The organism is Sulfitobacter sp. UBA1132 (assembly GCF_002311545.1).
Classification (GTDB): domain Bacteria; phylum Pseudomonadota; class Alphaproteobacteria; order Rhodobacterales; family Rhodobacteraceae; genus Sulfitobacter; species Sulfitobacter pontiacus.
In genome coordinates, this window is record NZ_DCAN01000001.1 from 17,837 (window position 1) to 28,852 (window position 11,016).

11 protein-coding genes and 1 pseudogene are annotated in these 11,016 nt (G+C 62.1%); 9 read left to right on the forward strand and 3 right to left on the reverse strand.

The annotated features are described in order from the left end of the window. The coding region (locus tag B4F27_RS00100) for a sensor histidine kinase N-terminal domain-containing protein (protein WP_286758525.1) at positions 1 to 449 on the reverse strand (449 nt) is incomplete at its 3' end. Further along, positions 446 to 1,117 (reverse strand): response regulator transcription factor, encoded by a 672-nt coding sequence (locus B4F27_RS00105; RefSeq protein WP_009826179.1) that lies wholly within the window; start codon positions 1,115 to 1,117, stop codon positions 446 to 448. The genes B4F27_RS00100 and B4F27_RS00105, both read right to left, overlap by 4 nt. Positions 1,118 to 1,267: 150 nt before the next feature. On the opposite strand from B4F27_RS00105, the gene B4F27_RS00110 reads away from it, so the two are divergent. From B4F27_RS00110 to B4F27_RS00135, 6 genes are all read left to right on the forward strand, one after another. Then, positions 1,268 to 2,344 carry a tricarboxylate transporter gene (locus B4F27_RS00110; protein ID WP_286758526.1) on the forward strand — a complete coding sequence of 359 codons (1,077 nt, stop codon included), beginning with the start codon at positions 1,268 to 1,270 and terminating at the stop codon, positions 2,342 to 2,344. Between the two features lie 74 nt (positions 2,345 to 2,418). Then, positions 2,419 to 4,449: a tripartite tricarboxylate transporter permease gene (locus B4F27_RS00115; RefSeq protein ID WP_005851803.1), complete on the forward strand. Its 2,031-nt coding sequence runs from the start codon at positions 2,419 to 2,421 to the stop codon at positions 4,447 to 4,449. 11 nt (positions 4,450 to 4,460) lie between these two features. Beyond that, positions 4,461 to 5,549 carry a 4-oxalomesaconate tautomerase gene (locus B4F27_RS00120; protein WP_286758527.1) on the forward strand — a complete coding sequence of 363 codons (1,089 nt, stop codon included), beginning with the start codon at positions 4,461 to 4,463 and terminating at the stop codon, positions 5,547 to 5,549. Position 5,550: 1 nt separating this feature from the next. After that, positions 5,551 to 6,366: a universal stress protein gene (locus tag B4F27_RS00125; RefSeq protein ID WP_286758528.1), complete on the forward strand. Its 816-nt coding sequence runs from the start codon at positions 5,551 to 5,553 to the stop codon at positions 6,364 to 6,366. Between the two features lie 7 nt (positions 6,367 to 6,373). Next, positions 6,374 to 6,532 carry a hypothetical protein gene (locus tag B4F27_RS00130; protein WP_286758529.1) on the forward strand — a complete coding sequence of 53 codons (159 nt, stop codon included), beginning with the start codon at positions 6,374 to 6,376 and terminating at the stop codon, positions 6,530 to 6,532. 9 nt (positions 6,533 to 6,541) lie between these two features. Beyond that, entirely contained in the window at positions 6,542 to 7,516 is a 975-nt protein-coding gene (locus B4F27_RS00135; RefSeq protein ID WP_286758530.1) for a D-2-hydroxyacid dehydrogenase family protein, read from the forward strand. Here B4F27_RS00135 and B4F27_RS00140 read toward each other — a convergent pair. Beyond that, the gene (locus B4F27_RS00140) at positions 7,491 to 8,537 is read right to left on the reverse strand and encodes an AbrB family transcriptional regulator (protein ID WP_286758531.1); all 1,047 of its coding nucleotides are present in this window, start codon (positions 8,535 to 8,537) and stop codon (positions 7,491 to 7,493) included. The two genes, B4F27_RS00135 and B4F27_RS00140, sit on opposite strands and share 26 nt — an antisense overlap. Before the next feature lie 89 nt (positions 8,538 to 8,626). Between B4F27_RS00140 and B4F27_RS00145 the strand changes: the two genes are divergently transcribed. The 3 genes and pseudogenes from B4F27_RS00145 to B4F27_RS00155 all read left to right on the forward strand — a co-directional run. Beyond that, entirely contained in the window at positions 8,627 to 9,307 is a 681-nt protein-coding gene (locus B4F27_RS00145) for a GntR family transcriptional regulator (protein ID WP_037943456.1), read from the forward strand. Next, on the forward strand, positions 9,304 to 10,689 hold the full coding sequence (tcuA, locus tag B4F27_RS00150; RefSeq protein ID WP_286758532.1) for an FAD-dependent tricarballylate dehydrogenase TcuA: 1,386 nt from the start codon (positions 9,304 to 9,306) through the stop codon (positions 10,687 to 10,689). Before B4F27_RS00145 ends, tcuA begins: the two co-directional genes overlap by 4 nt. Further along, positions 10,679 to 11,016: pseudogene (locus B4F27_RS00155) on the forward strand (4Fe-4S ferredoxin); the annotation flags it as partial. The gene tcuA and the pseudogene B4F27_RS00155, both read left to right, overlap by 11 nt.

Consider the following 11,016-nt stretch of genomic DNA (forward strand, 5'->3'; position numbering starts at 1 on the left):
TCACTGTCCCTTTGCCAGACCGTGACAATCGTATCGCCCGTGAGGTTGCCGATGGTCGTGCTCTCGCGCATCCGCAAAACCCGCACCGGCTCGCCCCGGTATTCAGACATTGTGTAGTCCAGCCGATCCTCGCCTGCCCGGCCGCCGGAAACGGGCGGATAAGCATAGCCGGTGATGTAGATGCCACCGGGGCCCGTGACATGGTAAAAAAGCTCACCGCCCCCGGCATCCGAGACGAAGTCCCGCGTGCTGGGAGAAAGCGCATCGCCGCCTGAGATTGCCACATCGCGAGAGATTGCCAAGGCCGCGGCCAGCAGGCTGCGGTCGAACAGGGTTTCAGAAGTGCGCTGCGCCACTTCAAAGCGCCAAAACCCCAGAACGATCGAAAGCAGCAGCAGCGGCGGCAGGATCAACATGAAAAGCCGAGAGCGCAGCGACATCGAGGTCATGCGCTGTCGACCTCCAACATATAGCCCAGCCCACGGGCGGCTTTGATGCGGATGCCGAAGGGCTCTAATCGTTTGCGAAGACGGGACACATGCGGCTCGATGGCGCTGTCTTCCTGCGCGGCACCGGTGCCGTAGACATGGGTGATCAACTGGGATTTCGACACGATGCGGCCACGCCGTTCCAACAGGCATTCCAGCGTCGCCAGTTCTTTGCGGGGGAAGGCCAGTGGCGCTTCATCTTTCAACAATTGACGGTTCGTACGGTCGAAAACCAAAGGGCCAAGCGTGTCGCGGGCCGCGAACTCAAGGTTCTTGCGCCGCGCCATGGCACGCAGCCGCGCCTCGAGCTCATCCATCTCGAAGGGCTTGGTCAGATAATCATCAGCTCCGGCATCCAGCCCTGCTACTCGCTCTGAAGTCTCCGCCCGCGCGGTCAGCAGGATCACTGGCGTGCCATCGCCACGGCGGCGCAGACGGCTCAGAACTTCCAGCCCGTCACAACCGGGCAAGTTACAGTCCAGCACGATCAGGTCAGCCCCCTCATGTCGCAAGAAAATGTCAGCATCTTCCCCGTCATGCAGGAGGTCCACCGCATGGCCCCGATCGCGCAAGCGATGGGCAATTCCCTGTGCCAGAGCCTCATTGTCTTCGATGACTGCAATGCGCATGATTAAAACTTAATCCTGATGCGCAAGTTTCGCGCAAGGTTGGAAAGGCAGTGTGCCCGTGTTGGAGGAGGGATTCGTTCCCTGAAACAAATACGAATTACGGCAGGCGTGAAAGTCTGACCGATACAGAATGTCTACGGGAGGACACCAATGACTATCAAGTATTTCGCCGCAACCGCTGTATCTGCTGCTTGCCTTGCCGCCCCGGCGCTGGCTGAGGTCGACTTTGCAGGGAAAACCATCGAGTGGGTCATCCCCTTCTCGGAAACCGGCGGCTCGGCCAAATGGGCCAACTTCTTTGCGCCGCTCTTGTCCGAAGAACTTCCCGGCAACCCCACCGTCGTGGTCAAATTCATGCCGGGCGCGGGTTCAACCAAAGGTGCCAACTGGTTCCAAGAGCAAGAGCATGACGAGGGCACGGTTCTTTTCGGCACCTCCGGCTCGACCCAATTCCCCTATCTGCTGGACGATCCGCGTGTGCGGTATGAGTACAGCGACTGGAAGCCTGTCATGGCATCGGGCACCGGGGGCGTCGCCTATCTGAACCCCACGGACGGTGAAAAATTTGATGGCACCGCCAATAACCTTAAAGACATCAACTTCATCTACGGTTCGCAGGGTGCCACGCGCCTTGATCTCGTGCCGTTGCTGGCATGGGAGATGCTGGGCATGAATGTTGAGCCGGTCTTTGGCATCAAGGGCCGTGGCGATGGCCGTCTTATGTTTGAGCGCGGCGAGGCCACGATCGATTATCAGACCTCGTCAAGCTACCTCGGTGCCTCTGCCGATCTGGTCGAAAAGGGTCAAGCCGTGCCGATGATGACATGGGGCGCGCTGGACGACGATGGCAACATCGTTCGTGACCCCACTTTCCCCGACATCCTGACCTTCAAGGAAGTCTGCGAAGCCACCGAGGGCTGCGCGACCGAGGGCGAGGCTTGGGACGCGTGGAAAGCCTTCTTCATCGCAGGTTTTCCGGTGCAAAAGATCGCCTTCCTCCCCGCAGGGACGCCCGATGACGTGATCGAAACCTACACGGCAGCCTTCGACGCGGTGCGCAACCGCGAAGATTTCGCCCAAATCGCCGAGAAGCGCGTCGGGAAATACCCCGTCTTCGTAGGTGAAGGCGCGGCAAAGGCGACGCAGCGCGGCACGACCGTCTCCGCGGAGGCGAAGGCCTTCGTCACCAACTGGCTGCAAGAAGCCTATGGCGTTTCGCTGAAGTAAGCGAAACCCTCTTGGCCCCGGGCGCGCCCCGGGGCCACCCCCTCCCTTTAATCTAACATTTCGAGGTCGGTGCGATGGATCTGTTCGCAACCGCTCTGCCTGCGCTTGGCCAGGCATGGGCTCTAATTTTGCAACCTGTAGTACTGGGATATCTGGTGTTGGGCGTCGTCATGGGCCTGGCTGTCGGCGTCTTTCCCGGCCTCGGTGGGATCGCGGGGCTGTCGCTGCTTTTGCCCTTCATGTTCGGCATGGACCCGGTGCTGGGTCTGGCGCTGATGATCGGCATGGTCGCGGTCGTGCCGACCTCAGACACTTTCGCTTCCGTCCTCATGGGCATCCCCGGTTCTTCGGCCAGCCAAGCTACGGTGCTCGATGGCTTTCCCATGGCCAAGAAAGGCCAAGCCGCGCGGGCGCTTTCGGCGGCTTTCACCTCATCGCTCTTCGGCGGTCTGGTCGGCGCGGCTTTCCTGACGTTGTTCATCGTTGTTGCGCGTCCCATCGTGTTGTCTTTCGGCCTGCCCGAGATGCTGATGATCTCGATCCTCGGCCTGTCGATGGTGGCGGTGCTGGCGGGGCGCGTAGCGCTTAAAGGTCTGGCGGCAGCGGGGCTTGGCCTGCTCATTGGCACCATCGGCGAGGCTGATGCGGGCGGCTCCCTGCGGATGGCGACCTATGACATCCCCTATCTAACAGACGGCTTGAAACTGGTGATCGTCGGCCTTGGCATCTTTGCCGTGCCCGAGATCGTATCGCTCCTGCGCCAAGACCGGGCGATTTCCAAAGAAGCCAAACTCGGCGCGGGCTGGGGCGACGGCGTGCGCGACTGGGTGGCCAACAAATGGCTGTCGGTCCGCTGCTCACTGATCGGCGTGGTGGTCGGCGTCATCCCCGGCCTTGGTGGGTCAGTCGTTGACTGGATCGCCTACGGGCACGCGGTTCAAACGACGAAAGACAAATCGAATTTCGGCAAAGGCGAAGTGCGTGGCGTGATCGGGCCGGAAAGCTCGAACAATGCGAAAGAGGGCGGCGGCTTGGTCCCTACCCTGCTGTTCGGCATTCCCGGTTCTGGCTCCATGGCGATCTTCATCGGTGCCATCGCCCTGCTGGGGTCCGGCGAGATCGAAGTCGGCCCCTCGATGCTGCGCGACAACCTCGACATTACCTATTCGATTGTCTGGCTGCTAGCGTTGGCCAATGTCGTCGGCACACTGCTGTGCATCGCGGCCTCGGGCGGCATCGCCAAGCTGACGACGATCCGCTTCACCTACCTTGCGCCTTTCCTCTTTATGTTGATCTCTTTCGCGGCGTTCCAGTCGGGGCAGAACTTCGAAGACATCCTCGCGCTTTTCGTGATCGGCCTGATCGGTATCTTCCTGCGCCGCTTTGACTGGTCGCGCCCGGCTTTCCTCATCGGTTTCGTGCTGTCCAACCCGGTCGAGAAATTCTCGAACCAAGCGTTTCAGATCGCGTCTTTCCGGTTCCGCAAATCCTTTGAGGATGGCATGGACTATATCTTCTCCCCTATCGTCATTGTGCTGCTGATCATCACCGTGGTCTCGGTCGTGCTGGGCCTGCGTCAAGCCAAGTCGATCATGGCCGAGGGCGATGTTCAGTCCGGTTCCAAACGCGCGCCGTTGGTCTTTCTGCTGATCATCATGGGCTACGTGGTGGCCGCGCTGATCAATGCCTCGCTAATCCCCGACTACAACATGACAGACAAGATCGTGCCGCTGGTCGTGGGGGGCATCGCCTTGGCTGCGCTACTGATCTTGCTGGTGCAGATGATCCTGCGTCCCGAAAGCGATGCGATCTTTGCCGACAAGGAAGTCTCGGGCGAGGACGCGGATGCGCCCTATGGCCTCTGGAGCACGCTGGCGTGGTTCGTGGGGCTGATCGTCGCCACATACTTCGTCGGCTTCATCCTCGCGCTCTTGGGCTTTTTGATCAGCTTCCTGCGGGTTCGCGCACAGGCGCATTGGCCGAAAACCCTGATCCTGACGGCCTGCGGCATCGCGCTGATGTGCGTCATGGCCGGGGCACTCAACCGTGATTTCCCGCCGGGTCTGCTGCAAGGCGCAGTCGATCTGCCCTGGCCGCTGAACTGAGGAGCTTAGAGATGACACAGACTGCTATCCCCTATCTCTTCATGCGCGGCGGCACCTCGCGGGGGCCATACTTCAACCGCGCGGATCTGCCCCAAGACCGCGAAACCCTCGCCGAAGTGCTGCTCGCTGTGGTCGGCTCCGGCCATCCGCTCAACATCGACGGCATCGGCGGCGGCGCGGCGGTCACCACCAAGGTCGCGATGCTATCGCCTTCAGACGACGGTTGGGCCGATGTGGACTATTTCTTCGCCCAAGTCTCGGTCGAGGATCGGCTGGTCGATTTCAAACCGACCTGCGGAAACATCCTGTCGGGTGTTGGCCCTGCGGCGGTGGAATTGGGCCTCGTCCAGCCCACCGGCGATGTGACAGATGTGAAGATCCACGCCGTCAACACTGGGGCCAAGGTGCTCTCCAAAGTGCTTACCCCCGGCGGCGTGCTCACCTATGACGGCGACACCGAGATCGCGGGCGTGCCCGGCACCGGTGCAGCCGTGGCGCTGAACTTCATGGGGGTCGTCGGCTCTTCGACCGGGGCGTTTTTGCCCACGGGCAATATCCGCGATACCTTTGACGGGATCGAAGTCACCTGCATGGATGTGGCCATGCCGATGGTCATTGCCCGCGCGGCGGACTTTGGCCTGACGGGGTACGAGAGCGTGGCCGAGCTTGACGCGAACACGGATTTCTTTGCCCGTATGGAAGCCATCCGCCTTCAGGCCGGGGCCGCCATGGGCATGGGAGACGTGGCAAAATCCGTCACGCCCAAGTTCGGTCTGCTCGCCCCAGCCCAGAACGGTGGCACCATCGCGACGCGCTATTTCATGCCGTGGAACACGCACCCCTCCATGGCGGTGACCGGGGCTCAATGTCTTGCTTCCTGCGCGCTCACGCCCGGCAGTGTGGCCGATGGCCTGTTGGAACGCCCCATTCAAAGCCCCGCCGACGTTGTGCTCGAACATGCCTCTGGCACGATTGACGTGCTGGTGGATTACGACACGTCCGACGGCTTCGCGCTGAACTCCGCCGGGCTGCTGCGGACGGCCCGCAAGCTGGCGGATGGCTGTGTCTTTGTCCCCTCGCACATCTGGGAGGGCCGCTGATATGCCCGTGATGAATCTTCTTGTCGCCTTCAACGGCTCCGACGCCTCTGTCGCCGCGCTGCGCTATGCGGCCTCGCTCGCGAAACGGCGCGGCGCGCATGTCACGGCGATCCTTGCGCATACTGCGCATGAGGTGATCGACCGTCGTTCCCGCTGGATTCCTGAAGAGGCCCGCGCCCTGTTGGAGGCTGCCAACAACGAAATCTTGGCCGAGGTCATCCGCCGGTTCGAAGAACTCCGCCCCGCCCTCGGTCTGGGCGACGCGCTGGATTTCCGCGAAGAGACCGGTCGCATCGACATGCTGCTTTCCGAAGGCGCGCGGTACTACGACATGCTGATCGTCGGTGCCCGTACCGAGAGTGATGACGCCCATGTGACCCACCACCCGGACCGCATCGCCTTGCAGTCCGGGCGTCCGGTGATCGTGGTGCCCGCGGGCTATGACGCAGGCGCGCAGCACAGCCACGCGGCGCTGGCATGGGACGGTGGTCGCGCCGCCGCGCGGGCATTGTCAGACAGCCTGCGCCTGCTTGAGGCCGATGGCCGGGTCAGCGTTCTGACAGTGGGCAAACGCACATCCTGGCCGATCACCGATTTGATGACCCACCTCGACCGCCACGGCGTCGAAGCGGTGCATGAAGACTTTCCGACAACCCATCCGGTGTCACAGACTCTGCTGTCCTATTGCGAGCGGCACGATCCCTCACTACTGGTGCTGGGTGCCTATGAACACTCCAAGTTTCGCGAAGATTTCCTTGGTGGCGTGACCGCCGAGGTGCTGGAAAAGATCAAAATCCCAGTTCTGTTGTCCCATTGAGAAGCAAATGATGACCAACTACGAGAAAATCAAAATCGCCCGCCGTGATCTGGAAAAACTGCGTGCCGAGCTGATCGCCAGCCTCAACACTCAAAAAGACCGCGACCCCGATCTGCTGATCCTGCACAAACGGGTCAGCAAAGCGATCAACGCGCTTTCAGCATAGGGTGCAGGGATGAAGGTTCATATACTCGACGACTGGTTCGACACCCTGCGCGGGTTGCCCTGCTTTGACCTGCTGGCGGGGCATGATGTCACCGTCTGGACGGATCATCAGCCTGACGAGGCGATCTTGGCCGACCGTTTACAGGATGCCGACTGCGTCGTACTCTTTCGCGAGCGGACCAAGGTGACGCGGGGGTTGCTGGAGCGTCTGCCAAACCTGCGCCTGATTTCGCAGCGCGGCGCCTATCCGCATGTGGATGTCGCGGCCTGCACCGATCAGGGCGTGCTGCTGTGTTCCAACAAAGGTGCGGATGGGGCCAACCATGCGGCGGCGGAACTGACCTTTGCGCTGATCCTTGCAGCCATGCGGCAACTGCCGCAGCAGATGGCAAGCGCCAAGGCGGGCAACTGGCAGATGGGCGTCGGGCGCAGCCTGCGCGGGCGGCGGCTGGGGCTTTATGGCTATGGGCGCATCGGGCGTGTTGTGGCCGATTATGCCCGCGCCTTTGGCATGAAAGTTGTCTGGTGGGGCTCCGACGCCGGACGCGCGCGGGCGAAAGCCGATGGCGAGACCGTGCCCGAGAGCCGCGCGGCCTTTTTCGGCACATGTGACGTGGTTTCGCTGCATCTGCGACTTACATCTGAGACGCGCGGCAGTGTCACCGCCGACGACCTCAGCGCCATGTCGCCCCGCGCGGTATTGGTGAACACCTCGCGCGCGGGGCTGATTGCCGAAGGCGCGCTGCTGCAAGCGCTTAACGCCGGGCATCTGAGCGCGGCGGCGGTGGATGTCTTTGATTTCGAGCCGCTGACCGATCCCAACGACCCGCTGCTCTCGCATCCCAGATTGATCGCCACCCCGCATATCGGCTTTGTCACCGAGGATGAATTCGACAAGCAATTCGCGGATATCTTCGAACAGGTGAACGCCTATGCGGCAGGCGCTCCGATCCATATGATCAACCCTTCCGTCTACGCGCCATAAACCCCGCAACCAGCGGCGCGCCGACGATCACCAGCACGATGCGGGTCAGATGGTGGGTGATGACAAAGCCCAAATCCGCACCGGTCACGATGGCCAGCACCGTCATCTCGGCCTGCCCGCCCGGCGCGAAAGCAAGGAATGCCTCGACCGGGTTACCCAACCCGGCCCAAGTGACAAGCCCGGTGAAACCTGCGGCCAAAACGGCGAGCACCAGCACATAGGCGATGCCCGCCAGCACCACCCGCGTCAGCTCGCGCCATGTCACGCCCAGAAAATGCACGCCGATCCCGCAGCCGATAAAGAACTGCGCGGCCAGGATGGCCTCGGCGGGCGGGCGGCTGTGGATCAGGCCAGCCAGTGACAAGACAGCGGTGACGCTCATGGGGCCGAGGATCGAGGCACCGAACAGGCCAATCCGCTCTCCTCCCTTCCAGCCGATCAGGGCGGCGGCGGCCATCAGGGCCATCTCTCCCACTGGCAGTTCCGTCACCGGCGCGCCGATAGGATTGGTCAGCCTTGCTCCGTAAACCAGCGTCAAGAAGGCAGGCGCGAGGGTGACGATAATCAGCACCCGCGTGGCATGGATCAACGACAGCGCCCGCGGATCGCCCCCCGCTTCGGTGCCAAAGATAACCATGTCCTGCAGGCCACCCGGCATCGCGGCGTAATAGGCTGTCGGCCCGTCGAACCCCCAAACATGCCGAAAGAACGGGACGCCGATAATCCCGATCAACGCGATAAAGACCGGGACCAGCGCCACCGACATCGCCATTTGTGGAAGTTGGTGAAACAGATCAGGCGTGATCGAAGCCCCAACCGCCACCCCAAGGATCGTGCGCGCCGCCACCGAAACTTGACCGAAGCCTTTGATCGGCAGGTTCGACAGCGCCGCGATAAGACAGGCGGCCATAGGGCCGAAAAGGAATGGTAGCGGCAGATCAAGCGCCCAGAAGGCCAAAGTGCCAGCCCCGGCGGGGATGAGGGTAAGCGACCGGCTTCGGGTTGGTTGGGCAATGCGCATGGGGTCCACTCCTGCAGTTTATCGGACTTGATCGTTATTGCATACTATTGTATCCACCTGTATGCAATAATGACCTTTGGGGGCGTTTTATGAGCGAAGAAGACCGCACACCGCAGGGCAACTCTGCCTATGCTCAACTAATGGATGAGTTACGTGCCGGGCGGCTGAACCCCGGCGACAGGCTGCGTGAAACCGAACTGGCCGACCGTCTGGGCGTCTCCCGCACCCCCGTGCGCGAAGCGATCCGACAGTTAGAGGCAGACGGCGTCGTGGCGCATATCCCCCGGCAGGGGGCGAGCATCCGCACGCTGGACTACGCCGAGGTGATGGAACTCTACGAGATGCGCGCCGTGCTGGAGGGCACCGCCGCGCGGCTGGCCGCCCGCGCTGCCTCGGACATCGAGATTGAAGAGTTGCAGGACATGAACCAGCAGCTTGCCACCCTAGGCAATGTGCCCGAAGCTTTCACACTCAACCGCCAGTTTCACGCCGCCCTTCTGGACGCCGCGAAAAATCGTTTTCTGACCCGGTCGATTCACACGCTGCAAAAGACGCTGATGATCCTCGGCCCGACGACGCTCACCGATCCTGACCGCGCCGAGAAAGCGGTGGAGGAACATTTTGGCGTTCTGGATGCGATCAAGGCCCGTGATGCCGCCCTCGCCGAAGCGGCAATGCGCGCGCATATCGAAGCGGCCCAACGGGTCCGGGTGCGCGCCCTGCGCGCACAGCCCACGCGCGATGAGACCTATGACGGAGACCTGCTGTGACCGAGACCTACGATATCGTCGTGACCGGCGGCGGCAATGCGGCGCTTTGTGCCGCGATCACCGCCGCCGAACACGGCGCCCGCGTGCTGATCCTTGAAACCGCGCCAAAACCCTACCGGGGCGGCAATTCGCGCCACACCCGCAACTTCCGCTGCATGCACCATGGCCCCTTGGGCCCATTGGTCGAAAGCTACACCGAAGAGGAATACCTCGCCGATCTGATGAAGGTGACGGGTGGCAAGACGGATGAACATCTCGCACGCCTCGCCATCCGCTCTTCCGAGGAATGCCTGCCTTGGATGGAAGAACATGGCGTGCGGTTTCAGCCCTCGCTGTCGGGCACCCTGTCACTGGCCCGCACCAACGCCTTCTTTCGCGGCGGTGGCAAAAGCCTTGTGAACGCCTATTACCGCACTGTCGAAGGGCTGGGCGTGGAGGTGCTCTATGAAGCTGCCGTGACCCACCTCGAGCTGGAAGGCGACCGGGTAACGCGGGTGGACTATACCCATGAGGGGGCCGCCAAGAGCCTCTCGCCCAAATCCGTCGTCGTTGCCTCTGGCGGATTTCAGGCCGACACCGATTGGCTGGCGCGGGCATGGGGGCCAGCGGCAAAGAATTTCCTGATCCGCGGCACGCCCTATAACCGCGGCGTGGTTCTGGCGGATCTGCTGGATCAAGGCATCGCGCAGGTTGGCGACCCGACCCAATGTCACGCCGTCGCCATCGACGGGCGGGCACCGAAATTCGATGGCGGGATCGTCACGCGGCTGGATTGCGTGCCCTTCTCCATCGTCGTCAACAAAGACGCACAGCGGTTCTATGATGAGGGTGAGGATGTCTGGCCGAAACGCTATGCCATCTGGGGCCGTCTGGTGGCCGCCCAGCCCGATCAGGTGGGCTATGTCATCATCGATGCCAAATCGCTGAACCTGTTTATGCCCTCGGTGTTCCCGCCGATCAAGGCAGACACGCTGGCGGAACTGGCGGGCAAAATGGGCCTGCCCGCCGACGCGCTAAAGCAGACCGTGGCCGAGTTCAACGCCGCCTGCGGCGATCAGAGCAGCTTCCACCCAACTGAGCTTGATGGCGTTGCCACTTCCGGCCTCACCCCGCCCAAGACCAATTGGGCCCGCCCCATCACCCAGCCGCCGTTCTACGGCTATTCGCTGCGCACTGGCGTCACCTTTACCTATCTCGGGCTGAAGGTGGATGAAAACGCGCAATGCTCCATCAACGACCGCCTTGTCAGCAACCTTTGGGCGGCGGGCGAAACCATGGCCGGGTCGATTCTGGGCCAAGGCTACCTCGCCGGTTTCGGCATGACCATCGGCACCGTATTCGGACGTATCGCAGGCAAGGAGGCCGCAGCCCATGCAAATTGATCTACTCCAAGAGGCCCGCCGTCAGGCCGAAATCTGCAACGCCTGCCGCTATTGCGAGGGGTACTGCTCGGTCTTCCCGGCCCTGCAAGCCGAACGCGCTTTTTCGGACGGGGATCTGACGCAACTGGCGAACCTCTGTCACAATTGCCGGGGCTGCTACTATGCCTGCCAATACACCGCCCCGCATGAGTTTGAACTGAACCTGCCCCAAGCCTTGGCCGATGTGCGCCAAGACAGTTGGGAGGAGTTCGCCTTTCCACGTGCCGCCGGGAAAGCCTTCCAGAAAAACGGCCTCGCCATCGTGCTCGCCACTGTCTTGGGCTTTGC

What these genes read in the sequence shown, in the direction of transcription:
- B4F27_RS00120 (WP_286758527.1), top strand. Translation starts at nt 4,461, where the DNA reads ATGACACAGACTGCTATCCCCTATCTCTTCATGCGCGGCGGCACCTCG.
- B4F27_RS00125 (WP_286758528.1), top strand. Translation starts at nt 5,551, where the DNA reads ATGCCCGTGATGAATCTTCTTGTCGCCTTCAACGGCTCCGACGCCTCT.
- B4F27_RS00105 (WP_009826179.1), bottom strand. Translation starts at nt 1,117, where the DNA reads ATGCGCATTGCAGTCATCGAAGACAATGAGGCTCTGGCACAGGGAATT.
- B4F27_RS00135 (WP_286758530.1), top strand. Translation starts at nt 6,542, where the DNA reads ATGAAGGTTCATATACTCGACGACTGGTTCGACACCCTGCGCGGGTTG.
- B4F27_RS00115 (WP_005851803.1), top strand. Translation starts at nt 2,419, where the DNA reads ATGGATCTGTTCGCAACCGCTCTGCCTGCGCTTGGCCAGGCATGGGCT.
- B4F27_RS00130 (WP_286758529.1), top strand. Translation starts at nt 6,374, where the DNA reads ATGATGACCAACTACGAGAAAATCAAAATCGCCCGCCGTGATCTGGAA.
- B4F27_RS00140 (WP_286758531.1), bottom strand. Translation starts at nt 8,537, where the DNA reads ATGCGCATTGCCCAACCAACCCGAAGCCGGTCGCTTACCCTCATCCCC.
- B4F27_RS00110 (WP_286758526.1), top strand. Translation starts at nt 1,268, where the DNA reads ATGACTATCAAGTATTTCGCCGCAACCGCTGTATCTGCTGCTTGCCTT.
- B4F27_RS00145 (WP_037943456.1), top strand. Translation starts at nt 8,627, where the DNA reads ATGAGCGAAGAAGACCGCACACCGCAGGGCAACTCTGCCTATGCTCAA.